Annotated in this window: 22 protein-coding genes; 8 read left to right on the plus strand and 14 right to left on the minus strand. The window is 73.3% G+C overall.

The window, feature by feature from the left end; all coding sequences use genetic code 11:
• Positions 1-305 precede the first annotated feature (305 nt).
• The 5 genes from gap to BUE48_RS10920 all read left to right on the plus strand — a co-directional run bounded on the left by gap (position 306) and on the right by BUE48_RS10920 (position 4,448).
• Positions 306-1,310 carry a type I glyceraldehyde-3-phosphate dehydrogenase gene (gene gap, locus BUE48_RS10900; protein WP_012852548.1) on the plus strand — a complete coding sequence of 335 codons (1,005 nt, stop codon included), beginning with the start codon at positions 306-308 and terminating at the stop codon, positions 1,308-1,310.
• Between the two features lie 260 nt (positions 1,311-1,570).
• Positions 1,571-2,758: a phosphoglycerate kinase gene (locus BUE48_RS10905; protein WP_012852549.1), complete on the plus strand. Its 1,188-nt coding sequence runs from the start codon at positions 1,571-1,573 to the stop codon at positions 2,756-2,758.
• Between the two features lie 6 nt (positions 2,759-2,764).
• Complete coding sequence (gene tpiA, locus BUE48_RS10910; protein WP_012852550.1) at positions 2,765-3,562, plus strand: triose-phosphate isomerase; 798 nt, start codon at positions 2,765-2,767, stop codon at positions 3,560-3,562.
• Positions 3,563-3,744: 182 nt separating this feature from the next.
• Positions 3,745-3,987 (plus strand): preprotein translocase subunit SecG, encoded by a 243-nt coding sequence (gene secG, locus BUE48_RS10915; RefSeq protein ID WP_012852551.1) that lies wholly within the window; start codon positions 3,745-3,747, stop codon positions 3,985-3,987.
• A gap of 83 nt (positions 3,988-4,070) precedes the next feature.
• Entirely contained in the window at positions 4,071-4,448 is a 378-nt protein-coding gene (locus BUE48_RS10920; protein ID WP_012852552.1) for an RNA polymerase-binding protein RbpA, read from the plus strand.
• 105 nt (positions 4,449-4,553) lie between these two features.
• Here the strand turns inward: BUE48_RS10920 and BUE48_RS10925 are convergent, their stop codons facing one another.
• The 12 genes from BUE48_RS10925 to tkt form a co-directional block, all read right to left on the minus strand.
• A complete protein-coding gene (locus BUE48_RS10925; protein ID WP_286989753.1) occupies positions 4,554-5,852 on the minus strand; it encodes an acyltransferase family protein in 1,299 nt (432 codons plus the stop codon).
• A gap of 65 nt (positions 5,853-5,917) precedes the next feature.
• Entirely contained in the window at positions 5,918-6,433 is a 516-nt protein-coding gene (locus BUE48_RS10930) for a helix-turn-helix domain-containing protein (protein ID WP_012852554.1), read from the minus strand.
• The gene (locus BUE48_RS10935) at positions 6,430-7,317 is read right to left on the minus strand and encodes a M23 family metallopeptidase (protein WP_012852555.1); all 888 of its coding nucleotides are present in this window, start codon (positions 7,315-7,317) and stop codon (positions 6,430-6,432) included. Before BUE48_RS10935 ends, BUE48_RS10930 begins: the two co-directional genes overlap by 4 nt.
• A 356-nt stretch (positions 7,318-7,673) precedes the next feature.
• On the minus strand, positions 7,674-8,483 hold the full coding sequence (locus BUE48_RS10940) for a class I SAM-dependent methyltransferase (protein ID WP_012852556.1): 810 nt from the start codon (positions 8,481-8,483) through the stop codon (positions 7,674-7,676).
• Positions 8,484-8,487: 4 nt separating this feature from the next.
• Complete coding sequence (locus tag BUE48_RS10945; protein ID WP_286989754.1) at positions 8,488-9,624, minus strand: GNAT family N-acetyltransferase; 1,137 nt, start codon at positions 9,622-9,624, stop codon at positions 8,488-8,490.
• Positions 9,625-9,726: 102 nt separating this feature from the next.
• Positions 9,727-10,509: a 6-phosphogluconolactonase gene (gene pgl / locus BUE48_RS10950; protein WP_286989755.1), complete on the minus strand. Its 783-nt coding sequence runs from the start codon at positions 10,507-10,509 to the stop codon at positions 9,727-9,729.
• A complete protein-coding gene (locus BUE48_RS10955; protein ID WP_012852559.1) occupies positions 10,506-11,465 on the minus strand; it encodes a glucose-6-phosphate dehydrogenase assembly protein OpcA in 960 nt (319 codons plus the stop codon). Before BUE48_RS10955 ends, pgl begins: the two co-directional genes overlap by 4 nt.
• A 28-nt stretch (positions 11,466-11,493) precedes the next feature.
• Complete coding sequence (zwf, locus tag BUE48_RS10960) at positions 11,494-13,017, minus strand: glucose-6-phosphate dehydrogenase (protein WP_012852560.1); 1,524 nt, start codon at positions 13,015-13,017, stop codon at positions 11,494-11,496.
• A 399-nt stretch (positions 13,018-13,416) separates the two neighbouring features.
• The gene (locus BUE48_RS10965; protein WP_012852561.1) at positions 13,417-15,042 is read right to left on the minus strand and encodes a phosphoglucose isomerase (PGI); all 1,626 of its coding nucleotides are present in this window, start codon (positions 15,040-15,042) and stop codon (positions 13,417-13,419) included.
• A 146-nt stretch (positions 15,043-15,188) separates the two neighbouring features.
• Complete coding sequence (locus tag BUE48_RS10970) at positions 15,189-16,835, minus strand: phosphoglucose isomerase-related protein (protein ID WP_286989756.1); 1,647 nt, start codon at positions 16,833-16,835, stop codon at positions 15,189-15,191.
• The gene (gene tal / locus BUE48_RS10975) at positions 16,832-17,953 is read right to left on the minus strand and encodes a transaldolase (RefSeq protein WP_012852563.1); all 1,122 of its coding nucleotides are present in this window, start codon (positions 17,951-17,953) and stop codon (positions 16,832-16,834) included. Before tal ends, BUE48_RS10970 begins: the two co-directional genes overlap by 4 nt.
• Positions 17,954-17,980: 27 nt before the next feature.
• Entirely contained in the window at positions 17,981-20,107 is a 2,127-nt protein-coding gene (gene tkt / locus BUE48_RS10980; RefSeq protein ID WP_012852564.1) for a transketolase, read from the minus strand.
• A 552-nt stretch (positions 20,108-20,659) separates the two neighbouring features.
• On the opposite strand from tkt, the gene BUE48_RS10985 reads away from it, so the two are divergent.
• The 3 genes from BUE48_RS10985 (at position 20,660) to BUE48_RS10995 (ending at position 24,003) form a co-directional block, all read left to right on the plus strand.
• Positions 20,660-21,646 carry a heme o synthase gene (locus tag BUE48_RS10985; RefSeq protein ID WP_012852565.1) on the plus strand — a complete coding sequence of 329 codons (987 nt, stop codon included), beginning with the start codon at positions 20,660-20,662 and terminating at the stop codon, positions 21,644-21,646.
• Between the two features lie 91 nt (positions 21,647-21,737).
• Positions 21,738-22,931: a PrsW family intramembrane metalloprotease gene (locus BUE48_RS10990; RefSeq protein WP_012852566.1), complete on the plus strand. Its 1,194-nt coding sequence runs from the start codon at positions 21,738-21,740 to the stop codon at positions 22,929-22,931.
• Positions 22,932-22,986: 55 nt separating this feature from the next.
• Positions 22,987-24,003 carry a COX15/CtaA family protein gene (locus tag BUE48_RS10995; protein ID WP_286989757.1) on the plus strand — a complete coding sequence of 339 codons (1,017 nt, stop codon included), beginning with the start codon at positions 22,987-22,989 and terminating at the stop codon, positions 24,001-24,003.
• A 19-nt stretch (positions 24,004-24,022) separates the two neighbouring features.
• On the opposite strand, the gene BUE48_RS11000 is transcribed toward BUE48_RS10995, so the two are convergent.
• The gene (locus tag BUE48_RS11000) at positions 24,023-24,940 is read right to left on the minus strand and encodes an EamA family transporter (RefSeq protein WP_012852568.1); all 918 of its coding nucleotides are present in this window, start codon (positions 24,938-24,940) and stop codon (positions 24,023-24,025) included.
• A complete protein-coding gene (locus BUE48_RS11005; RefSeq protein ID WP_286989871.1) occupies positions 24,941-25,666 on the minus strand; it encodes an ABC transporter permease in 726 nt (241 codons plus the stop codon).
• Between the last annotated feature and the right edge of the window lie 6 nt (positions 25,667-25,672).

The following is a 25,672-nucleotide window of genomic DNA, read 5'->3' on the forward strand; positions in this document are numbered from 1 at the left end:
GCCGCCCTGACCTCGCACAAGATCGTTCCAAGGGCGTGCGGGGCGGCGGGAAAGGTCTAGACCACAAGGCGCTGGACCTGTCGATTGGTCTAGACCAAAATGGTCTAGACCCATGCAGGAAGGGGAAATCCCCCTCCGGAGTGAACCCGGCTCACCCCCGCTTCACCCCCGGCCGGTGTCGGGACGGCGCACGCCCATTGGATAGGGTCGAGCAGGTGGGGACCGGCTCAGGCTGGGTAACTCCCGTGGGACTATCCGCTGGGCCCGGGAGACCGGGCGGGACGAGGTTCGAGGAGAACTGTTCGGTGACCATCCGCGTAGGCATCAACGGGTTCGGCCGGATCGGCCGCAACTTCTACCGCGCCCTGCTGGCCAGCGGGGCCGACGTCGAGGTCGTGGCGGTCAACGACCTGACCGACAACGCCACCCTGGCCCACCTGCTCAAGTACGACAGCATCCTCGGCCGGCTGGACGAGGAGGTGAAGGCCGCCGCCGATGAGATCTCCGTCGGCGGGCGCACCATCAAGGCCTTCGCCGAGCGCGACCCCGCCAACCTCAAGTGGGGCGACCTGGGCGTGGACATCGTGATCGAGTCCACCGGCCTGTTCACCGACGCCAACAAGGCCAAGGTGCACGCCGACAACGGCGCCAAGAAGGTGATCATCTCGGCCCCCGCCAAGAACGAGGACGTCACGGTCGTGATGGGGGTCAACCACGAGACCTACGACCCGGCCGAGCACACGATCATCTCCAACGCCTCCTGCACCACCAACTGCCTGGCGCCGATGGCCAAGGTGCTGCACGACACCTTCGGCATCGAGCGCGGCCTGATGACCACCGTCCACGCCTACACGCAGGACCAGAACCTGCAGGACGGCCCGCACAAGGACCTGCGCCGCGCCCGCGCCGCCGCCCTCAACATCGTGCCGACCTCCACCGGCGCGGCCAAGGCCATCGGGCTGGTGCTGCCGGAGCTGAAGGGCAAGCTGGACGGGTACGCGCTGCGGGTGCCCATCCCCACCGGCTCGGCCACCGACCTGACCGTCACCTTGAGCCGCGAGACCACCGCCGAGGAGGTCAACGCCGCGCTCAAGGCCGCCGCCGAGGGCCCGCTGCGGGGCATCCTCACCTACACCGAGGACCCGATCGTCTCCGCCGACATCGTCACCGACCCGGCCTCCTGCATCATCGACGCCGGCCTGACCAAGGTCATCGGCGACCAGGCCAAGGTGGTCGGCTGGTACGACAACGAGTGGGGCTACTCCAACCGGCTGGTGGACCTGGTCCAGTACGTCGGAGCCCGGCTGTAAGACCCGCCGCCGCCGTGACCGCGCCGCACCGGCGCGGTCACGGCGGCGCTCCTATGACGGCGGCCGCCGCGCCGGCCGTCACGCCGGGGAACCGGCTGCCACTGTGAGCGAACCTTTTCCGGCACGCCGCTCCCGCGGGCCGGGACGGGTGCGTCGCGGCCAAGGATGAGGCTGCGACCCGCAACGGCGCGATGCCGGGGCTCCCGTCCTCCGGCCGCCGGGGCCACGTGCTTGAGATAAGGCTCAGTGGAAGGACATCCATGCGCACCATTGACGATCTCGACGTACGCGGGAAGCGGGTGCTGGTCCGCTCGGACCTCAACGTTCCCCTCGACGGCGACCGCATCACCGACGACGGGCGGATCCGGGCCAGCCTGCCGACGATCAACACGCTGCGCGAACGCGGCGCCAAGGTGATCGTCTGCGCCCACCTGGGCCGCCCCAAGGGCCAGGTCAAGCCGGAGTTCTCGCTGGCCCCCGTGGCCCGCAGGCTGGGCGAGCTGCTCGGCACCGAGGTGGCCTTCGCCTCCGACGTGGTCGGCGAGTCCGCCGCCCGCACCGTGGCGGGCCTGGCCGACGGCCAGGTGGCGCTGCTGGAGAACCTGCGTTTTGAGCCGGGGGAGACCAGCAAGGACGACGCCGAGCGCGGCGCGTTCGCCGACAAGCTGGCCGCGCTGGCCGACCTGTACGTCGGCGACGGGTTCGGCGCCGTGCACCGCAAGCACGCCAGCGTCTACGACGTCCCCCGCCGCCTGCCGCACGCCGCCGGCGGCCTGATCGTCGCCGAGGTGGACGTGCTGCGCAAGCTCACCGAGGAGGTGGAACGGCCGTACGCGGTGGTGCTGGGCGGCTCGAAGGTCTCCGACAAGCTCGGCGTCATCGACAACCTGCTGAACAAGGCCGACCGCATCCTCATCGGCGGCGGCATGGTCTTCACCTTCCTGGCCGCCCAGGGCCACCAGGTCGGCAAGAGCCTGCTGGAGCAGGACCAGCTCGACACCGTGCGCGAGTACCTGGCCCGGGCCGAAAAGAACGGGGTGGAGCTGGTGCTGCCGGTGGACATCGTGGCGGCCACGGCGTTCGCCGCCGACGCCGACCACCAGGTGGTGCCCGCCGACGCCATCCCCGCCGACCGGATGGGGTTGGACATCGGCCCGGCCTCCGGGCGGCTGTTCGCCGAGCGGCTGGCCGGCGCCAAGACCGTCTTCTGGAACGGCCCCATGGGCGTGTTCGAGATGGAGCCCTACTCCCACGGCACCCGCGCGGTCGCCCAGGGCCTGATCGACTCGGGGGCGTTCACCGTGGTCGGCGGCGGCGACTCGGCCGCGGCGGTGCGCAGCCTGGGCTTCGACGAGTCCGCCTTCTCCCACATCTCGACCGGCGGCGGCGCCAGCCTGGAGTACCTGGAAGGCAAGACGCTGCCCGGCCTTGCGGCACTGGAGGACTGATCTGCGATGGCCACTGCCAAGAAACCTTCCCGTAAGCCGATCATGGCCGGCAACTGGAAGATGAACAACAACCACCTGGAGGCGATCAAGCTCGTCCAGCAGCTCGCCTTCGCCCTCAAGGAGGCCGACTACGAGGCGGTCGAGGTGGTGGTGCTGCCGCCGTTCACCGCGATCCGCTCGGTGCAGACGCTGGTGGACGCCGACAAGCTGCCGATCGCCTACGGCGCCCAGGACGTCTCCGCGCACGCCTCCGGGGCCTACACCGGCGAGATCTCCGGGTCCATGCTGGCCAAGCTGGGCTGCACGTACGTGGTGGTGGGCCACTCGGAGCGCCGCCAGTACCACCACGAGGACGACGCCCTGGTCAACGCCAAGATCAAGGCCGCCTTCGCCGCCGAGCTGACCCCGATCCTGTGCGTGGGGGAGGGCCTGGAGGTGCGCAAGGCCGGCGAGCACGTCCCCTACACCCTGTCCCAGGTCGACGGGGCGCTGGAGAAGATCCCCGCCGAGCAGGCCCGCTCCCTGGTGATCGCCTACGAGCCGGTCTGGGCGATCGGCACCGGCGAGGTCGCCACCCCGGCCGACGCCCAGGAGGTGTGCTCGGCCATCCGCGGCCGGCTCGCCGAGCTGTACGACGAGGAGGTGGCCTCCCAGGTCCGCATCCAGTACGGCGGGTCGGTCAAGTCCGGCAACATCGCCGGCATCATGGCCCAGCCGGACGTGGACGGCGCGCTGGTCGGCGGGGCCAGCCTGGACGCCGGCGAGTTCGTCAAGATCTGCCGGTACCGGGACCTGCCGGTGTGAGTCCGGCTGACAAAACACCGGCGAAAGGTGGTAACACACCCCCACAAGCCGGGGTTCTTGCTGAACCAGGAGTCACTTCGTCGTACCCTCGATACCTGACGGGCAAACCGCCCGGCTTCCTCAGCCGTTGTCGACCAGTGCTCCGCAGGCGCGGGGCGGGCCAGAAGAGGCGCTGAACTACCGTGATCCTCGCAACCTCGATCGTCCTCATCATCACCAGCCTGCTGATGATCCTGCTCGTCCTCATGCACAAGGGGAAGGGCGGTGGATTGTCCGACATGTTCGGTGGTGGGATCTCCTCGTCCCTGGGGGGCTCTTCGGTGGTCGAGCGGAACCTCGACCGGCTGACGATCGGGGTCGGGATCATCTGGTTCGGGTCGATCGTGGTGTTGGGCCTGCTGCTGAAGTCCAACGGCGCCGGCTGAGCCGGGCGTTCAGGTAGTCCCTGGTAGTACGAGCGCCGTCGCGTCCCGTCACGGGCGACGGCCGATCAATCGAGGAGTAGTCCGTGGCTAGTGGCAACGCCATCCGGGGCAGCCGGGTCGGGGCCGGTCCGATGGGAGAGGCCGAGCGCGGGGAGGCGGCGCCCCGCGTCTGGGTCAGCTACTACTGCGCCAACCGGCACGAGACCCGACCCAGCTTCGCGACTGACGTGGCGATTCCCGAGACGTGGGACTGCCCCCGCTGCGGGTTCCCGGCAGGCAAGGACCCCGACAACCCTCCTGCCCCGCCGAAGACCGAGCCCTACAAGACGCACCTGGCGTACGTGAAGGAGCGGCGCAGCGACGCCGACGGCCAGGCGATCTTGGAGGAGGCCCTGGCCAAGCTGCGCGAGCGGCGCGCCGCGGTCAAGGCCGCCATGGAATCGGTCAACAACCGCAACTGAGCGCAAGCGGCCCGTCACGGCATCCGGTCCGGGTCCGCCCCGAGCGGACCCGGACCTTTGCTTGCCCGCAGGAGCCCGGCGTGAGGATCCGGGGCGCCGGGCAGGTCACGGCCGCCCGGCCGATGCCGGGAGCGGTTCGGGCTCGCGGGTCTGCGGGGCTTTCGCGGCCGGCGGCGGGGCCAGCCGCCGGGCCAGGCGGCGTCCCAGCCGCTGTCCCGGCCGCTCCACCAGCCGCTGGGTGAGGGCGGAGGCCGCCACCAGGACGGTCAGCAGGGCCGCCAGGTGGAGCGGGGAGTCCTCGCCCGGACGCCCCAGCAGCGCGTCGGAGAGCACCAGCAGCACCGGGTGCAGCAAGTACACCGAGTAGCTGATCACGCCCAGCCCGGTCAGCGGACGCGGCATCGGGCGGCGGCGCAGCGCCAGCCCCGCCAAGAAGACCAGCGCCGCCAGCGCCAGGCTGGAGGCCCAGGCACGCCGGTACCCCAGCAGCTCGTCGGCGGGCACCCCCCAGCCGCCCATGTGCCACAGCCCGGCCGCGGTCGTGACGGTGAACACCACGGCGCCGCACAGGGCGGCCGTGCGGACCTTGATCTGGCCGTGCTCGGCCCGGTGGGCGGCGGTGCCGGTGAACATCACCGCCAGCAGCGCCAGCCCCTCCCACACCGGCAGCCGGCTGTTGCCGACCAGCAGCACCAGGGCCAGCAGGCCGCCCAGGACGGCGCCGCAGCTTCGCACCGCCGGCCGCCGGGAGAAGACGCAGCCGATCGCGACCGCCAGGGTCAGCGCCGTCACGGCCACCACCGGGCCGACCCCCGCGGCCGCCGCCAGCGCCCCGGCGGGCAGCAGCCCGCTGAACGCGATCGCCGCGCCGCCGGCCGCGGCCAGCGCGGTGGCGATCCCCGCCGAGCGGCGGTGCAGGCCGACCGCGAACAGCGCCGCGACCATCAGGTAGAACAGCATCTCGTACGACAGCGTCCACAGCACGTTCAGCGCGTTGGGCACCGCCAGCACGTCCTGCAGCATCGTCAGATGCGCCGAGACGACCGTCCAGGGGTTCAGCTCGGCCAGCCCGTCCCGCGCCGGCCACAGCCGGGTGAGATTGATCAGCGCGATCGCGGCCAGCGCCACCAGCAGCAGCGGGTAGATCCGGAAGGCCCGGCTGATCCAAAACCGGCCCAGCGAGCGCGACCGCTCCAGGGAGGCGGGAATGATATAGCCGCTGACCAGGAAGAACACCACGACGCCGAAGGTGCCGGGGTCGAACCAGGCGGTGATCTGACGGCGCAGCCCGGGGGTGTAGTGGTAGGTGGCGTGGTGGAAGGCCACCGCCAGCGCGGCGAGCCCGCGCAGCGCGTCCAGCCATGCCAGTCGCGCCGTTCCGGTGCTCGCCTGCGCTGCATCCATATCTCAATCGACCCTATATGCACTTGTGACCCAAAGGTACCCCTGGGTGAAGGGTCGATTACCGGTCATCGTCGTGCGGCGGCGAGGATGACCAGCAGCGGGACGACCTTCTCGGCCGGGACCGCGTACTGCCCGCGGGCCGTGGTGCGCAGCCACCCGGCCGCCACGAGCTGGCGGAGATGGTGGTAGAGCTGGCCGCTGGTGCCGAGCCGCCGGTGGGCGCCCAGCTCGGCGGCGGTGCGGGTGCCGTGCAGGATCTCCCGCAACAGCAGCAGCCGGATCGGATGGCCCAAAGCGGCCACCGCCGAGGCGGCCTGGCTCCAGTCGTCGGCCAGCAGCTCTTCGGCCGGGTGCGCCTGCTGCCACTCGGCGCGCTCGCCGCCGGGCAGCGTCACCGAGCCGGTGAACAGCACCATGCCGGGTTCTTCGGCGCGCTCCTGCAGCCCGTGCAGCGCCCAGAAGACATCGGGGTCGGGGGTCTGCTCACCGTGCCGTGCGGCCGGGCGGGCGCGCTCCAGCGCGGCGACGCGGGCCTCCAGCCGTTCCAGCCGCTCGCCCAGCGATGGTTCCTGCTCGGTCAACCACGCTCCTTCGCCCACGCTCCGGCGTCCACCCGGCCCGGCCCGCCGGTCCGGCCCGCGGGGCCGGCGGTGAACGCCTGCCTGCCTTTGGGCACACCGTAGTGCTCCGTGCCGTCGATCCGGTAAGCGAAGGCGAACGGCAGCCCGGCGGCGATCGCCGTCCGCGGGCTGTCCATGAGCTGAAAGTGCAGGTGGGGTTCGGCGGAGTTGCCGGAGTTGCCGCACTCGGCGATCTGCTGCCCGGCCCGGACCCGCTGGCCGGGGCGCACCCGCAGCGAGCCGCGCCGCAGGTGGGCCAGCGCCGCGTACACCCCCTCGTCCAGCTTCAAGATCACATGGTTGCCGAGCACGAAGCGTGGGCTGATGACGGCGCCGATGCCGCGGACGATCCCCTCCACGAGGAACAGGTAGGCCAGGCCGGGCCAGGAGTTGCGGCTCCAGTGGTCGCGCTGCCCGTCCACCGCCCGCACCACCACCGCGTCGGCGGGGGAGAGGATCGGACGGCCGTAGGAGGGAAAGGAACGGGCCCGGCGGGCCGGGGGCCAGAGCCGCACGCTCTTCCACTGCACGTCCGGGTCGGGCTGGTAGATCAGGTCGATGGCGTGGCTTTGGCCGAACTCGTGCGTTCCGTGGCTGGGGACCCGGTCGGCCGGGCTGTTGACCGCCATCCAGCGGCCCTCGACCGGGGCGCGGACCGCGATCGGGGGACGGCGCACCGCGCCGCCGGGCATCAGCACCAGCGTCAGGCCCGCGAGGATCATCGCCAGGCCCGCCCAGCCCACCCAGCCGGCCTCGTGGAACCTGGCGCTGAACGACAGGACGACGCCGATCAGCAGCAAGGGGGTCCGCACTCGGGCCAGCCGCCCGGCGAGCCTGCCGTTCATCGATGCCTCCCGAAGGTCTCGCCCCGCCTTTTCTCCAGAGTTACGAAAATACGTAATTTCGTCAATAGAGGGTTGCGGAGGTGCGGCCAAGACGGAAGCGGCCACCGGGGAACGGATGCAGCCCGAACGCTGCACACCCGGGCATGCGGGACTTCAGGCGAGGGCCTGCACAGCTCTGTGGTGCGGCCGCCGGGCACCGGCCCGGTCATTGCCGCCCGCGCACCGCCGACCCCGGCCCGCCGTGCGGACCGGGGTCGGCAAGAGCCGGAGGATGAGCCACAAAGCCTTGAAAACGCACCCTCGGCAGGACGGGGAGAGGCCTTGGCCGCCGGGGCACCGGCCCGGCGCCCGGCCGGTCACCGCTCGGCGGGCCGGAACACCGTGATCAGCCGCCAGGCCTCCGGATCGCGCGGGCCGATCCCGGTGAAGTCGCCGTACTGGGCGTCGATCTGCAGCGCCCCCGACAGGCGGACGGCCGCCTGCAGCTCGGTGGCCGTCCAGAAGCGGTAGGGCACCACGCCGCGGATCGTCTCGGTGCGGCCGTCGGGATGGGTGACGGCGATGGTGACGCGCTCGCGGGCGATCTGGGTGATCGGGTCCAGCCGGTCGCCCGGCTCGCCCCAGCGGACCTCGGCGCGCACGCCGTCCCGCTGCACCGTCCACGCGGTGCCGGTGGACGGCTCGTCGGTGAGCCGGTCGGCCGGGTGGCTCATCTCCAGGATGTAGCGCCCGGCGGGGTTCAGATGCGCGGCCACCCGGTCCAGATGGGCCACGAAGGCGTCCAGGCTCATCAGGTGGGCGGTGGAGTCCAGCATCGTCACCACCAGGTCGAAGCGGCGGCCCAGCGCGAAGCGGGTCATGTCGGCGCACACGACCTGCAGCGCCACCCCCTCGTCCTTGGCGCGCCGCTCGGCGTGGGCGCACATGGCCGGGCTCAGGTCCAGGGCGGTCGCCGCGATCCCGCGCCGGGCGAACTGCCGGGCGTGCTCGGCGGGACCGGCGGCCAGCTCCAGGACCGAGGCGGGCGGCCCGCCGCCGCAGGAGCGGCGGTACCACCTCAGCAGGGCCTCCACCTCGGCGGGCACGTCACGGAACGCGCACGCCAGCTCATAGGCCCAGGGATTGCCGTAGATCGGGTTGTCGGCGGGGTCGCAGGCGCTGGTCACCCGCCTATCCTGCCAGCGCGCCCCCCGTGCCGGGGGTCGCGGCGGCGGCCCGCGCGGCCCGGGCGTCCAGCCGGAGCCTGATCTCCAGCGTCCCCGGCTCGTCGGTGCGCCGGACCCGGCCGCCCAGCGAGGTCAGCAGCCTGCGCATCCGCGCGTTGTCGGCCAGCACCGTGGCGCGCAGCTCCACCACCCCCCGCTCGCGGGCCGGCACCAGCAGCAGGTCGGTCAGCGCCCGGCCCAGCCCGCGGCCCTGCCAGGCGTCCTCCACCAGCAGGGCCAGCTCGGCCACTCCCGGGTCCACCGCGTGCATCAGGTGCGCCAGCGCCAGGATCGAGCCGTCCGGCCCCTGGGCGACCAGCGTCAGCCCGTGGGAGGGCTCGCAGAACAGCTCCAGCGCCCGCTGCGACAGCGTCGGCTTGGGGCTGAAGTACCGGGCCCGGCGGCTCGCCGGCGAGCACCGCTCGTGCATGGCCTGCACGGCCTCCCGGTCGCGGCGCTCCATCGGGCGCACCACCACCTCGGTGCCGTCCCGCAGCAGCACCCGCCGGGAGAGCGGGCCGGGCTCCCCGGCCGGCAGCACCGACCGCACCAGTGCGTCGGCACGGGCGGCCTCGGTGGCGGTGAACGGCAGCCCCACCCGCCGCAGCCGCACCGCCCGCAGCGGCCCGACCGGCACCAGCAGCTCAAAGGACCGGAACGGGGCGCCTGCGCCGTCGCGTGCGGGCTCGCCGCTCGGGTCGCAGGCGGCGCTGCGGGGCTCCCGCAGCGCCGCCGCCCCCCGCACCCAGGTCGCCGACTCGGCGCGCAGCAGCTCCGCCAGCACCTGCGGCAGGGAGCGCGGCTCGGCCTGCACCCGGGCGGCCAGCAGCATCGCCCGGGTGGGCTCGTCGACCAGCTCGTGCGGACGGGCGGGCACCACCGTGGTGTCGCCTCCCCCGGCCCGTTCGATCGCGGCGGCCAGCTCGCCCGGCCACGCTCCGCCGCGCTGGACGTCCACGATGAACTCGTCCACCACGCCCTCGGCGTCCACCTGGACGGACAGGTTGAGGATGTTGGCGCCGTGCTCGGCCAGCGCGGCGGTCAGCCCGGCCAGCCGGCCGGGCCGGTCCTCGATGTGGGTGCGGATGCGCAGCAGTGGCATTTGGAGCGTTCCCCCCTTCCGGGGTTCTTCGGTCTCCCCAAATCTGGCGCAGCGTTGTTACGGAATCGCTACATCGTCGTGAGCCCGTGGTTTCGCCCAGGGTCAGGGGGAGGCGATGCGCTCCAGGCCCGGGGGCAGTTTGCTCGCCGCCGCCCGGTCCAGCAGGACCAGCGTCCGCTGGCGGCCCCGGGCCCCGGCGGCCGGGGCCGCCAGCGGACCCGCCTCCGACAGCGCCAGCCGCACCGCGTCGGCCTTGGCCTCGCCCGCGGCCAGCAGCCACACCTCCCGGGCCGCCCGGATCGCCGGCAGCGTCAAGGTGATCCGGGTCGGCGGGGGCTTGGGCGCCCCCCGCACCGCCACCACCGTCCGCTCCTCCTCATACAGCGCCGGCATCTCCGGAAACAGCGACGCCACGTGCGCGTCCGGTCCCACGCCCAGCATCAGCACGTCGAAGGACGGCACCGGGCCGTGGTCTTCCGGCCGGGCGGCCGCGCGCAGCAGCGCCGCGTAGCGCTCGGCCGCCGCCTCCGGGTCGTCGCCGTCCGGCCCGTCGCTGGCCGGCATCGGGTGCACCCGCGCCGGATCCAGCGGGACGTGGTCCAGCAGCGCCCGCCGCGCGCCGGTCTCGTTGCGGTCCGGGTGCCCCGACGGCAGGAACCGCTCATCCCCCCACCACAGGTCCAGCCGGCCCCAGTCGATGGCGTCACGGGCGCCGGTGGCGGCCAGCTCGGCCAGCACCGCGGTGCCGATCCCCCCGCCGGTCAGCACCAGCGCGGCGCCGCCCCGGGCGGCCTGCACGTCCACGATCCGGGTGACCAGCCGGGCCGCCGCCGCCCTGGCCAGCAGGGTCGGGTCGCGGTGGATCAACACGGTGGGCACTGTCATGATCGGTCCTCATCCAGTTCGGGGGCCGGCTGCTCCGTTCCGCGCGCAGCGGCCAGGTCCTTGGCGTAGCGGACGGCCGACTCGTGGTACACCTCGTCGGGGTCCAGCCGCCGCAGCTCCTCGGCCAGCAGCTCGGCCATCGGGCGGCGCGGCAGCGCCACCTGCCTGTCCGGCTGCCCGGGCCGCGACAGCGTCGCCACCCGGCCGTCCGGGCGGGTCAGCGAGATGTCGCCCTCCACCGTGGTCAGCGTGACCTCGGTCAGGCCGGGCCCTTCGGAGAACTGCCGGGCCACCGGCACCCCCAGCCGCAGCGACAGCCAGGCCGCCAGCAGCTCGGCGCTGGGGCTGTCGGGCTCGGCCACCACCCTGCCGGCGGTGATCTCCGCGAAACCGGAGTCCAGCGCCGCCGCCAGCAGCGTCCGCCACGGGGTCAGCCGCGTCCAGGCGAAATCGGTGTCGCCCGGCTGGTAGTTCTCGGCCAGCCGGGCCAGCGTGCCCAGCCGGTCCCGGGCGGCATAGGAGTCGGTGATGCGCCGCTGGGCCAGCACCCCCAGCGGGTCGGTGCCCGGCTGGACGGGTGCGTTGCCCGGCCACCAGGTGACCACCGGGGCGTCCGGCACCAGCAGCGGCACCACCACCGAGTCGGCGTGCTCGGCCAGCGGCCCGTACATGCGCAGCAGCACCGTCTCACCCGGCCCGGTCTCGCCCATGCGGATCTCGGCGTCCAGCCGGGAGGAGCTGCCGCGGGAGTCCCGGGAGATCACCGTCAGCACCCGGCAGGGATTCTCGCGGGCCGCCTCGTTGGCCGCCCGGACCGCGTCGTACTGCGCCGACTCGTCCGTCACGATCACCAAGGTGAGCACCATGCCCACGGCCGGGCCGCCCATCAGGTGCCGGGCCTGCCGCAGCGAGCTTTGGATGTGGCGGATCGAGGTGTCGGCCAGGTCGATGTTCATCGATCGGACTCCAACAGGGTGGTCGCGGTCACAGACGTCTCCAGGCACGCCCGTCGCGCGCCATCAGCAGATCGGCCGACGCCGGGCCATAGCCGCCGGACTTGTACGGCTCCGGCCTGCCGTGCTCGGCCCAGTACTCCTCGATCGGGTCGAGGATCCCCCACGACAGCTCGACCTCCTCCTGCCGGGGGAACAGCGGCGGGTCGCCGATCAGCACATCCAGCAACAGCCGCTCATACGCCTCGGGGGAGTGCTCGGTGAAGGACTCCCCGTAGGCGAAGTCCATGTTCACATCCCGGATCTCCATGGCGGTTCCGGGCACCTTGGAGCCGAAGCGCACCGTGATGCCCTCATCCGGCTGCACCCGCATCACCAGGGCGTTCTGCCCCAGCTCCTCGGTGTCGGTCTCGGAGAACGGCAGGTGCGGGGCGCGCTGGAAGATCAGCGCCACCTCGGTGACCCGGCGCGACAGCCGCTTGCCGGTGCGCAGGTAGAACGGCACCCCGGCCCAGCGCCGCGACTCGATCTCCAGCTTGATCGCCGCGTAGGTCTCGGTGCGCGAGTCGGGCGGGATGCCGTCCTCCTCCAGGTAGCCGCGCACCCGCTCGCCGCCCTGCCAGCCGGCCGCGTACTGGCCGCGGGCGGTGGTGCGGCTCAGATCGTCCGGCAGCCGCACCGAGGAGAGCACCTTGGCCTTCTCGGCGCGCACCGCCTCGGCGCTGAAGGAGGTGGGCTCCTCCATCGCGGTCAGCGCCAGCAGCTGCAGCAGGTGGTTCTGGATGACGTCGCGGGCGGCGCCGATGCCGTCGTAGTAGCCGGCCCGGCCGCCGATCCCGATGTCCTCGGCCATGGTGATCTGCACATGGTCGATGTAGGAGCGGTTCCACACCGGCTCGTACATGGTGTTGGCGAAGCGCATCGCCAGGATGTTCTGCACGGTCTCCTTGCCCAGGTAGTGGTCGATCCGGAAGATCGACTCCTCGGGGAAGACCCGGTGCAGCGTGGCGTTCAGCTCCCGGGCGCTCTTGAGGTCATGCCCGAAGGGCTTTTCCACCACCACCCGCCGCCAGGAGTGCGGGCCGTGCTCGGTCAGCCCGCACCGCTGCAGCTGCTCCACCACCATCGGGAAGAACTTGGGCGGGATGGACAGGTAGAAGGCGTAGTTGCCGCCGGTGCCGCGGGTGGCGTCCAGTTCCTTGACCGCCATGGCCAGCGCCTCGAAGGCCCCCGGGTCGCTGAACTCGCCGGGCACGAAGTGCATGCCCTCGGCCAGGTGCCGCCAGACGTCCTCCCGGAAGGGAGTGCGCGCGTTCTCCTTGACCGCCTCATAGGCCACCTGCCGGAAGTCCTGGTGCTCCCAGTCGCGGCGGGCGAAGCCGACCAGGGAGAAGCCCGGCGGCAGCAGGCCCCGGTTGGCCAGGTCGTAGATCGCCGGCAGCAGCTTCTTGCGCGACAGATCGCCGGTCACCCCGAACAGCACCAGCACACTGGGCCCGGCCACCCGCGGCAGCCGCTTGTCACGTGGATCACGCAACGGATTCGTCGTGGTCACCTGTACGCCCCCTGCCGGCCTTGTGGGCCGCTCCAGTCAACTCCGGTCATGCTCGTTGAGCCTTGTGCAACGCGCCGTTCCCGCAGGCCGCGGGCGGGCGGGTCCCACACGGGGACGGCGCCGGTGCGGGCACGGCACCGGGCGTCACCGGGGCTCCCGTCCCCGGTACCCGCGGCCGCATGGCGGAAAAGGTTCATCGGTACGGACGGGCGTTCTCCCCGCACGTCCCCTCCAGCTTCGTTCCAGTGGGTCTCCGGGAGGCCCGCGGGAGAAGGGGGCGGGCGGGCCGCACCCGTCCCCGCCGCATCCCGCAGGACGTTCCCGGCCGGTATGAGGTGTACGCGCACGGTCGTTGCGAACGCGGTGATTTGTGTCTCTTCGGCGGGCCCGGCTCCCGGCTCATCTACGGCCCCGCACCGTCTCGGCGAGGCGGGCGGCGCCGTCGGCCGGCTCGCGCAGGTGCAGCCACAGCACCGGCAGGCCGCGCCGGCGCAGCGCCCGCACGTCGGCCAGCGCGCGGGCCAGGTGCAGCCCGCCCAGCGAGTAAGGGCGGCCGGGCACCGGCAGATCGGCCCCCGGGGTGCCGGTCACCACCAGGAACACCCCGTTGCGCGGCCCCTGCTTGTGCAGGGACCCGGTGTCGTGCAGGTAGGACGGGCCCGTGCCGTGGCACACCGGGCGGCCGGACCGGTGGGCCAGCGCCGGCGCCAGGCGGGCGCCGGGCAGCTCGTCGGGCAGGTAGCTGATCACCGCCAGGTAGCCGGTCGCCGGGATGCCCTGCAGCATCGCCTCGATCGCCGCCGGCAGATCGGTCGGCACCGCCGCCCCGGCCAGGGCGGGGTCGCCGCGCACCTCGATGCCGCCGTCGACGAAGTCCGGCTCCTCCAGCAGCGGCGGCAGCGCGGGCGAGCGCCGCAGGATCGCCGCCGCCTCCTCCTCGGCCTCCCGCACCAGGGCCGCCGCCTCATCGAAGGGGTCGACGCCCAGCAGCCAGGCGGCCACCGCGGTGGCGTACTCCCACAGCAGGAACTGGGCGCCCGGCGGCCCCCACACGAACGTGTCGGCCTCCTGAAAGGCCCCGCCCAGGGCCACCGAGTGCAGGTCGGGCGCCTGTCCGGCGGGCCGTCCGGCGGCCGGCAGCGGCACGATCCCCCGGCCCCGTTTGCCGGTGCCGGTGGCCAGCAGCTGGCCCACCCAGCCGGCCAGCGCCGCCGGCCCGCCCTCCAGCGCCACCTTGTCGCGGCAGGCCCAGGCGGGGACCTGCCGGGCGCAGCCGCCCAGCACCGCCCCCAGCAGCAGCGCCGGGTTGTCATCGTCCTTGCCCAGCGACGGCACCACCGCGGCCGCCTCCTCCAGCAGGGTGGACACCTGCGCCCCGGCCAGCGCCGCCGGCACCAGCCCGTAGGCCGACAGCGCCCCGAAATGACCGGGCAGGGCCGGATCGGTCAGCCCGATCCGGTAGCCGCGGTGGCGGGCGAATCCGTGCAGCGGGCTGTCGTGGTCGGTGATCACCAGGAACCGCTCGGCGATCTGGCGGTCGCTCAGCCCGATCTCCCGGAACGCCCCGCTGAGGATCCGGTGGTAGGCGTCGCCTTCGATGGAGACCCCGGCCTTGCTGGACAGCACCACCAGCGTGCGGTCCAGCCGCTGCAGGACCGTCTGCAGGGCCTGCCGCCCGCCGCCGTCCAGGACGGTCAGCGCGCCGGATGCCGCCCGGCCCGGGTCGGCGGCCTCCAGCACGGCCCGCGCGGCCAGCCCTTCGGCGCCCACCCCGACCAGCGCCACATGGTCCAGCCCACTGTGGCGGAGCTCGGCCACCAGATCACCGAGCCGCTCCAGCAGCATCCGGGAGGCGAAGGGCAGGTCCAGCCAGCCCAGCCGGCCCGGCGCGACGTTCCCCCGGCCCCACAGCCGGGGGTCCTTGGCCGCCAGGGCGGACGGCACCCCGCAGGTGACCAGGTGGTCACGAGCCTGGAGGGCCGAGTCCAAAGCGTTGCCGCGGGTCATCACGTCGAAGGCCGGCACGGTTCCTCCCTCCCCGCCCATCGTTTCAGGACCGTCCGCACCGCGCGACCGAAAACGCAACGATCCCCACCGATGTCCGATATCGATGGGGATCGACGCGGATTGTCGCAGGGCGCGGCGGAAGGGAGTCTTCGCCGGTGCCCGCGCTAGGCCAGCGCGCTCAGCAGCTGCCGCACCCCCGCCGCACGGTCCCGCAGGTGGAACCGGACGGCCGGGCGGCCCCGCGAGCGCAGCGCCCGCAGGTCCCCGAACGCCTGGGCCAGCTGCAGCTGCCGGAGCGTGTACGGCTTGCCGGGCACCGGCAGGTCCTCGGCGCACTCCCCGGTGATCTGCACGAACACCCCGTTCTGCGGGCCGCCCTTGTGGTACTGGCCGGTCGAGTGCAGAAAACGGGGCCCCCAGCCGAACGTCACCGGCACCGCGGTCTTGCGCAGCCGGGCCGAGGCCTCGGCCAGCAGCGGACGCAGCCGCTCGGCGGCGGCGTCGCCCATCCGGTCCAGGTAGGCCATGACCGCCAGGTAACCGCGCTCGGGGACCGCCGTCACCACCGCCTCCAGCACGGCGGACAGGTCCTTGGCGCCCTTGACCAGCTCGGGCGGGGCGTGCACCTCCACCGCGTCGACGACCAGCGCGGGCTCACCGGCCACCACGGTCGGCGCGTCCCCGTCGGCGGCGCGCAGCAGCGCCGCGGTGTTGTCCTTGGACTCCTGGACGTTGGGCTGGTCGAAGGGGTTGATGCCCAGCACCCGCCCGGCCACCGCGGTGGCGTACTCCCACAGCAGGAACTGCGCGCCCAGCGGACCGGTGACGCCCAGCCCGTCGCCGTCGAAGCCGCCGCCCAGCACCACCGGGCACACGTCCTCGCCGCCGGTGAAGCCGGGGGCGTCGACGCCCTCGACCACCACCGGCAGGATGCCCTTGCCGTCCTTGCCGGTGGACTCGGCGATCAGCTGCTCGGCCCAGTCGCCGAAGGCGACGATGCCCGAGCCGCGGTCGGCGATGGCCAGCTTGTCCCGGCCGGCCAGCGCCGAGGCCCCCAGCGCCGCCCCCAGCGTCAGGGACGGGTTGTCATACGGCTGGCGCAGCGACGGCGTCAGCGCCGCCGCCTCCTCCAGCAGCCCGGCCACCTGCGCCCCGGCCAGCGCGCTGGGCACCAGCCCGAAGGCGCTCAGCGCGCTGTAGCGGCCGCCGACGTCGGGGTCGGCCAGCACCACCGTGTAGCCGGCCTGGTGGGCGGCCTCCTCCAGCGGCGAGCCGGGATCGGTGACGACCACGAAACGGCGGGCCAGCTCGGCGCCGGTGATCCCGGCGGCGGCGAAGGCGCCCTCGAAGACCCGCCGGTGGCTGTCGGTCTCGATGGTGCCGCCGCTTTTGCTGGAGACCACCACCACGGTGCGCTCCAGCCGGTCGCCGACCACCGCGGCGACCTGCTGGGGGTCGGTGGTGTCCAGCACGGTCAGCTCCACCCCGGCGGTGCGGGTGATGACCTCCGGGGCCAGCGAGGAGCCGCCCATCCCGGCCAGCACCACCCGGTCCAGCCCGTCGGCGCGCACCCGCTCGGCCAGCTCGGCCAGCCGCGGCAGCAGCGGCCGGGACGATTCGGCCAGCTTCAGCCAGCCCAGCCGCTTGCTCGCCTCGGCGACCGCGCCCGGCCCCCACAGCTGGGGATTGCCGGCGGCCAGGGCGGCCGGCACGCCGTCGCTGATCAGCCGCTCGGTCACCGCGGCGGCCCGGTCGACCACCGCCCCGCGCAAGGTGACCGAGACGCCGCCCGCGGTGACGACCGAGGTCACTTGGCGGCCCCCTCGCCCTTGTCGGCCAGCTCCCGCTCGATGGTGCTCAGCAGCTCCGCCCAGGACGCCTCGAACTTCTCCACGCCCTCCTCCTCCAGGACGCGCACCACATCGTCGTAGTCGACGCCGACCTCCTTGAGGGCGGCCATGTGGGCGCGGGCCTCCTCGTAGGAGCCGCGCACGGTGTCGCCGCGGATCTGGGAGTGGTCGGCGGCGGCCTCCAGCGTCGCCTCCGGCATGGTGTTGACCGTGCCGGGCGCCACCAGCTCGTCCACATACAAGGTGTCGGGCAGCGAGGGGTCCTTCACCCCCGTGGAGGCCCACAGCGGACGCTGCGGCCGGGCCCCGGCCTCCCGGAGCGCCTGCCACCGGTCGGAGGAGAACTTCTCCTCATACAGCGCATAGGCCAGGCGGGCGTTGGCCACCCCCGACTTGCCCTTGAGCGCCGCGGCCTTCGCCGAGCCCAGCTTGTCCAGCCGCTTGTCGATCTCGGTGTCGACCCGGCTGACGAAGAACGAGGCCACCGAGGCGATCTGGGAGAGGTCGCGCCCGGCCGCGCGGGCCTGCTCCAGCCCGGCGAAGTAGGCGTCGATCACCTGCCCGTAGCGCTCCAGGGAGAAGATCAGCGTGACGTTGACGTTGATGCCCTCGCTGATCGCCTGCGTGATCGCCGGCAGCCCCTCCGCGGTGGCGGGGATCTTGACCATCAGATTCGGCCGGTCCACCATCCACCACAGCGCCCGCGCCTCGGCCACGGTCGGCTCGGGCCGGCGGGCCAGCCGCGGGTCCACCTCGATCGACACCCGGCCGTCCAGGTGAGCGGTGCGCTCGAAGACCGGGCGCAGCACATCGCAGGCCCAGCGGATGTCGTAGGTGGTGATGGCCCGCGCCGCCTCCTCCACGTCCACCCCGCGCACCGCAAGGTCGCGCAACTGGGCGTCGTAGGCGGTGCCCTTGCTGAGCGCCTTGGCGAAGATGGTCGGGTTGGAGGTGACCCCCACCACCCTCCGGTCGCGGATCAGCGCCTCCAGGTTGCCGCTTTGCAACCGGTCCCGGCTGATGTCGTCCAGCCAGATCGCGACGCCCTCGGCAGAGAGCCTATCGAGTGTCTCGCTCACCGGTGTCTCCTCACCTGTGACGGGCTGTCAGTTCCCGGTCGTCTCACCGCGGCCCTGGCCCTCCACACCGGCCTTGATCAGGCTGGAGCGGGCGGCGGCGACCACACGGTCGGGCGTGAAGCCGAACTGCTGGAACAGCGTCTTGTAGTCGGCCGAGGCGCCGAAGTGCTCCAGGCTGACCATCTCGCCGGCGTCGCCGACGAACTGCCGCCAGCCCAGCCCCACGCCGGCCTCCACCGACACCCGGGCGCGCACCGAGTGCGGCAGCACCTGCTCGCGGTAGGCCTCGTCCTGCTCCAAGAACCACTCCACGCACGGCATGGACACCACCCGGGTCGGGGTGCCCTCCGCCTCCAGGATGCGCCGCGCCTCCAGCGCGATCGAGACCTCGCTGCCGGTGGCGATCAAAATCACCAGCGGCCGGCCGGTGGAGGCCTCGGCCAGCACATAGCCGCCCTTGGCGACCCCTTCGGCGCTCGCCAGCTCCCCGCCGCGCTCCAGGGTGGGCACCTTCTGGCGGGTCAGCGCCAGCGCGGCGGGCCGGTCGGTGTGCTCCAGGATGGTCCGCCAGGCCACCGCGGTCTCGTTGGCGTCGGCCGGCCGCACCACGTCCAGGCCCGGAATGGCGCGCAGCGACCACAGGTGCTCCACCGGCTGGTGGGTGGGGCCGTCCTCGCCCAGCCCGATGGAGTCGTGCGTCCACACGAACGTCACCGGCAGCTTCATCAGCGCCGACAACCGCACCGCCGGGCGCATGTAGTCGCTGAAGACCAGGAACGTGCCGCAGTAGGGGCGGGTGCCGCCGTGCAGCGCGATGCCGTTGCAGATGGCGCCCATGGCGTGCTCGCGCACCCCGAAGTGCAGGGTGCGGCCGTAGCGGTTGCCGGGGAACTCCTTGGTCTGGAACTCCTCGGGGATGAAGGACGGCTCGCCCTTCATCGTGGTGTTGTTGCTGTCGGCCAGGTCCGCCGAACCGCCCCACAGCTCCGGCAGCACCGGGGCCAGCGCGGTGAGGATCTCCCCGGAGGCGGCGCGAGTGGCGATCTCCTTGCCCGCCGGGAAGGACGGCAGCGCCTTCTCCCAGCCGGCCGGCAGCCGCCGCTCGGCGATCCGGTCGAACTCGGCGGCCCGCTCCGGGTGCGCCGCCCGCCAGGCCTGGAAGCTCTCCTCCCAGGCGGCGCGCAGCTCCCGGCCCCGGTCGAGCACCTTGCGGGCGTGCGCGAGCACCTCGGCGGGCACCGCGAAGGTCTGCTCGGGGTCCATGCCCATGATCCGCTTGGTGGCGGCCACCTCCTCGGCGCCCAGCGCGGCGCCGTGGATCTTGCCGGTGTTCTTCTTGTTGGGGGCCGGCCAGCCGATGATGGTGCGCAGCGCGATGAAGGACGGCCGGCCGGTCTCGGCGCGGGCCTTCTCCAGCGCCTCCGCCAGCGCCCGCACGTCCTCGTGGTAGTCGCCCCCGGCGGTCCAGTCCACCGACTGCACGTGCCAGCCGTAGGCGGCGTAGCGGGCCAGCACGTCCTCGGACGTGGCGATGGCGGTGTCGTCCTCGATGGAGATGTGGTTGTCGTCGTAGATGACCACCAGGTTGCCCAGCCGCTGGTGGCCGGCCAGCGCCGAGGCCTCGTGGCTGATGCCCTCCTGGATGTCGCCGTCGGAGGCGATCACCCAGATGGTGTGGTCGAACGGGCTGCGGCCCGGCTCGGCGTCCGGGTCGAACAGGCCGCGCTCGCGGCGGGCCGCCATCGCCATGCCGACCGCGTTGGCGATGCCCTGTCCCAGCGGGCCGGTGGTGGTCTCCACGCCGGCGGTGTGCCCGTACTCGGGGTGGCCGGGGGTCAGGCTGCCCCACTTGCGCAACGCCTTCAGGTCGCTGAGCTCCAGCCCGTAGCCCGACAGGTACAGCTGGATGTAGAGGGTCAGGCTGGAGTGCCCGGCCGAGAGCACGAACCGGTCGCGGCCGACCCAGGCCGGGTCGGTCGGGTCGTGCCGCAGGAAGCGCTGGAAGAGCAGGTAGGCGGCCGGCGCCAGGCTCATCGCGGTGCCCGGGTGGCCCGAACCCGCCTCCTCGACCGCGTCCATCGCCAGGGCGCGGACCACGTCCACCGCCCGCCGGTCCAGGTCGGACCATTCAAACGTGCTGCTGTCCGTAGTCACCGGAACGCTCAGCTTCCTCTCTCAGGGGTCGGCGCCCGTCCCGCGGACGGGCGTGTGCTGTTCACTCTCCGCCGTACGGCCTGGACCGTTGCCTGGACCAACGCGCCCGATTCCGGTCGGCCGGGGGATCACCGGTCGCCGTCGCGCAAGACGCCCCGCGCCGCCGGGGCGCCATCGCGCCGCGCCCTCCGAACCCTATCCAACCGGCGGCCCCTGTCTTCGATCACCGAAACGGCCGGAAGGGGCGGCGGCGACGGCGTGTCGCCGTACGCTTCGACCCTTGCCCCCACGGCTGCGCCGCTAACCACCCCGCAGGGGGAAGTACAGGGTGGGGCTTGCCTCACACAGGCGGGTCTTTGACCATCCCTCGCCTCCTCCCCGGAGCCGACCCGGTGCGCGACCCTCGCGGGCGGCGCATTACAGTGATTGCGCGGTTGACGGGAGTGGCCGCGACAGAAATCACAAGCTCGACAAGCCCAGGTGCGGCCCGCTCGGGGGGCACCGCCGAAGGTCGGGGCACCTTCGGAATACATACATGGACATGGACCAGCTGTGACGGTGCTCATTAACAAGCCCGGGACCCCGGTCGCCAGGACGACCGCCCCCGTCCCGGCCGACACCCCGGCGGCGCCGCGGGCCGCGGCCCGCCGCTCGCTCGGCGCACTGGTGGGCGCCTATGTGGCGCTGACCAAACCGCGGGTCATCGAACTGCTGCTGATCACCACGCTGCCGGCGATGTTCCTGGCCGCCGGCGGGCTGCCGCCGGTGGGCACGGCGCTGGCGACGCTGGCCTTCGGCACCATGTCCGCGGGCGCGGCCAACGCCATCAACTGCTTCATCGACCGCGACATCGACGCCAAGATGCGCCGCACCCGCCGCCGCCCGCTGGCCCGCGCCCAGGTCAGCCCGGCCGGGGCGCTGACCTTCGGCATCGTGTTGGCCATCGCCTCCACCGCCGGCTTCGTCCTGGCCGTGAACGCCCTGGCCGCGGCGCTGTCGGCGGGGGCCATCGTCTACTACGTCTTCGTCTACTCGCTGCTGCTCAAGCGGCGCACCGCCCAGAACGTGGTGTGGGGCGGCATCGCCGGGTGCATGCCGGTGCTGATCGGCTGGGCGGCCGTCACCGAGAGCCTGGCGGCGGCCCCCTTCGTGCTGTTCATGGTGGTGTTCTGGTGGACGCCGCCGCACACCTGGACGCTGGCGATGCGCTACCGGGAGGACTACGCGGTCGCCGGGGTGCCGATGCTGCCGGTGGTGGCCGGCGAGCGGCGGGTTGTCATCGAGAGCCTGCTCTACACCTGGGCCACGGTGATCTTCTCGCTGCTGCTGTGGCCGGTCGCCGGCATGAGCGTGGCCTACGGGGCGGTCGCGGCGGTGCTGGGCGGGGTGTTCCTGGCCGAGGGGCACCGGCTGCTGCGCGATGTGCGGGCCGGCGTCAGCGGCGTGAAGCTGCGGCCGATGCGGTTCTTCCACCTGTCGAACGTGTACCTGGCGCTGCTGTTCACCGCCGTCGCCCTCGACCCGCTGCTGCTGCACTGACGCGACCGGGCGCAGCCGGCGACGTGAACGCGACCGTGTGCGCGCCGCCGCGGGACCTCTCCCGCGGCGGCGCGTCCATTACGCTCACCTCATGGCGCGCGTAGATCCCAAAGCGGTGCTGGAAGGGCGGATACCCGGACGGCCCTCCATCGGGCTCATCGCCGGGCTGACCGTCTCCTCACTGTGCGCGCTGGCCGTGCTCGGCATGTACGCCTGGTTCGGCCGGATGGACTTCGTGGTCGCGCTGCTGCTGGCGCTGCTGCCGATCCCGCTGCTGGTGGCGCTGGTGCTGGCGCTGGACCGGATGGAGCCGGAGCCGCCGCGCGCCGTGGCGCTGGCCTTCCTGTGGGGCGCCGGGGTGGCGGTGCTGGGCGCGCTGGTCCTCAACACCGCCGGGATGATCTACCTCACCGTGCCGATCTTCGGGGAGACCACCGGCCACTTCGTCAGCGCCACGGTGGGCGCCCCGCTGATCGAAGAATCCCTCAAAGGGGCGGTGCTGTTCGGTCTGCTGTGGTTCCGCCGCACCGAGATCGACGGGTTCGCCGACGGTCTCATCTACGCCGCCATGGTCGGCCTCGGCTTCGCGATGATGGAGAACATCACCTACTACATGCGGGCGCTGGAGGAGGGCGGCGCCGACCGGCTCACCGCGGTGTTCGTGCTGCGCGGGGTGGTCGCGCCGCTCAGCCACCCGCTGTTCACCTCCATGCTGGGGCTGGGCGTGGCCTGGGCGGCCACCCACCGGCACGGGCGGGTCGCGGCGCCGCTGCTGGGCCTGGCCGCCGCGATGGTGCTGCACGGGTTGTGGAACGGCTCGACCGCCTTCGGCGGGGCCGGGCTGCTGGTCGTCTACGCCCTGGACTTCTGCCTGCTGGTGGTGCTCGTGCTGATCGTGCTGGTGGAGCGGCGCGGCACCGTCCAGCGCATCGGCCGCTACCTGCCGCTGTATGAGAGCACCGGCCTGGTGACCCCGCAGGACGTGCAGATGCTCGGCCGGCTGTCCAGCCGCCGGGCGGCCCGCCGGTGGGCCCGCGAGGTCGGCGGCCCGGCGGCGGCCCGGGCCATGGGCGACTACCAGCTGGCCGCCACCGAGCTGGCGCTGCTGCACAAACGGGCCGAGCGGGGCACCGCCGACCCCGCCTGGCTGGCCCACCGGCGGGATGCGCTGCTGGGGCTGATGGCGCTGGCCCGCCAGGCGTTCCTGCACGCCCCGCTGCACGGCCCGGCGGGACCTCCGTGGGCGGGCGGGAACCCGTCCGGCTTCCACCGCCCCGGCCCTTGACAGCGGGCCAGGGGGTGTGGACGGGACCTTCCGGGGGCGGCCATACGATGAACCCGTGGCCGAGCGTTCCAAGAACCCCCTGGCCAGAGCGCGCGATGCGGTGTGGCGGCCGACCCCGTCCTCGCTGCGGCTGCTGGCCCTGCTGTCGGTGATCGTCAACGCCGGGATCATCGTCACCGGCGGGGCGGTCCGGCTCACCAAGTCCGGCCTGGGCTGCTCCACCTGGCCCAAGTGCACCCCGGAGAGCATGATCCCGACTTCCGCGCCGGGCCACTCGCCGGTCCACATGGCCATCGAGTTCGGCAACCGGACGCTGACCTTTGCGATCCTGGCGGTCGCGGTCGCGGTGTTCGTGGCGGCGCTGCGCACGGTGCCCCGCCGGCGCGACCTGGTGTACCTGGCGGCGGTCCAGCCGCTGGGCGTGGTGGCCCAGGCGGTCTGGGGCGGGGTGACGGTGCTCACCGACCTGCACCCGGTGACGGTGGCCGGGCACTTCATGCTCTCGCCGCTGCTGCTCATCGCCTGCGTGGCCCTGTACGTGCGCGCCGGGGAGGGGGACGGGCCGGTGCGCGTCCTGGTGGACCGCCGGCTGCGCGCCCTGGCGCTGGCCCTGGTGTGGGTGACGGGGCTGCTGATGGTGGCGGGCACCGTCGTCACCGGCACCGGCCCGCACGCCGGCGACGACCGGGCTGAGCGGTTCGACTTCGCCATCGAGCAGGTCACCCGGGTGCACAGCCTGCTGGCCTGGCTCACCGTGGCGCTCACCGTCGCCCTGCTGGCCGGGCTGTGGCGCCACGACGCCCCCCCGCGGGTGCGGCGTGCGGCGCTGACGCTGCTGGCGGTGGAGGCGGCCCAGGGCGCGATCGGCTACATCCAGTACTTCCTGGGCGTCCCGGCACTGCTGGTGGGCCTGCACATGCTGGGCTCGGCACTGGTGTGGATCGCGGTGCTGAACGTGGCCTTCGCCACCCGCGAGCGCGGTCCTCTGGCCTCCGCCGAGTCCGCCGCGCCGCCGGCCGGGGCCGGGTCCGCGGGCGCGCAGTTGGGCAACCCTCGTCCGCAGCCCGCCTGACCGCCTGCCTGCGGGCCGGTCAGCCCTCGCGTTCCCGGGTGGCGCCGATGCAGGCGACCATGACGCAGCCGATGGCGGCCCACTCCAGGACCGACAGGACCTCGCCCAGCACCAGCAGCCCCACCAGGGCCGCCACGGCCGGCTCCAGGCTCATCAAGATCCCGAAGACCCGCGCCGGCATCCGGCGCAGCGCCTCCAGCTCCAGGGTGTAGGGGATCACCGACGACAGCAGCCCCACGCCCAGGCCCAGCAGCAGCCACTGCGGCGCCAGCAGCGCCGTCCCCGCGGTGGCCGCGCCCAGCGGCAGCATCACCGCCGCCGCCACCGCGCTGGCCGCCGTGAGCCCCACCGACCCGGGGAAACGCCGGCCGGTGGCCGCGCTGAGCAGGATGTAGGCGGCCCATGCCGCGCCCGCCACCAGGGCGAACGCCACCCCGGCGAGGTTCACCTCGCCGTCGCCGCGGGCCAGCAGCGCCACCCCGGCGAACGCCAGCACCGCCCACAACAGGTCCAGCAGGCGCCGGGAGGCGGCGATGGAGACCGCCAGCGGGCCGAGGAACTCGATGGTCACCGCCACGCCCAGCGGAATCCGGGCGAACGACAGGTAGATGGCGGTGTTCATCACCGCCAGCGTCAGCCCGAAGGCGGCGGCCACGCCCAGGTCGCCCCAGGAGTGGTCGCGGGTCAGCGTGCGCAGCGCCCGGCGGCCGAGCACGCCCAGCACCAGCGCCGAGGTCGCAAGGCGCAGCGACGCCACCGCCACCGGCGGCAGCGCCGCGAACAGATGCTTGGCCAGGCCCGCGCCGACCTGCACCGACACCACGCCCAGCAGCACCAGCACCGGCGGCGGGACCGACGCCGGCGACAGCGCTCGCCCGCCCCACCGGGACCAGCCCCGCGGCCCCAGCGAGCCGGAGGAGTCAACCGAGGCGGCCACTCATTCCCACCGGAAGAACCGGGCCGCCAGGGCCAGTCCCACCGCCGCCCAGGCCAGCAGGACCAGCAGGGAGGCGACCGGCAGGGCCGTGCCCTGCTGCAGGACCTGCCGCAGCCCTTCGGCCAGCGCCGCGATCGGCAGCGCCTCCAGCACCGCCGCCACCGGGCCGGGGAACTCGGTGAGCGGGAACACCACGCCCCCCAGCGCCAGCAGCAGCAGGTAGACCAGGTTGGCGGCGGCCAGCGTGGCCTCGGCCCGCAGCGTCCCGGCCATCAGCAGCCCGAAACCGCTGAAGGCGGCGGTGCCGGCCAGCAGCAGCACCGCCACGGCCGGCGCCCCGCCGAACCCGCCGTGGGGGCTCCAGCCCAGCGCCAGCGCCACCGCGCAGATCAGCGCGGTCTGCACCGCCTCCACGGCCAGGATCGCCAGCGTCTTGGCGACGATCAGCCCGCTGCGCGGCAGCGGGGTGGCGCCCAGCCGTTTGAGCGCCCCGTAGCGCCGCTCGAAACCGGTGGCGATGGCCTGCCCGGTGAAGGACGTCGACATCACCGCCAGCGCCAGCACTCCCGGCGCCAGGAAGTCCACCCGCTCGCCCGGGCCCAGATCCAGCAGGGCGGTGGTGGAGAACAGCACCAGCAGCAGCACCGGGATGATCATGGTGAGCAGCAGCTGCTCCCCGTTGCGCAGCATGCCGCGCAGCTCGAAGGCGGCCTGGGCGAGCACCATCCTCGG

Origin of the sequence: Thermomonospora sp. CIF 1 (assembly GCF_001896795.1) — a bacterium.
Taxonomy (GTDB): Bacteria; Actinomycetota; Actinomycetes; order Streptosporangiales; family Streptosporangiaceae; genus Thermomonospora; species Thermomonospora curvata.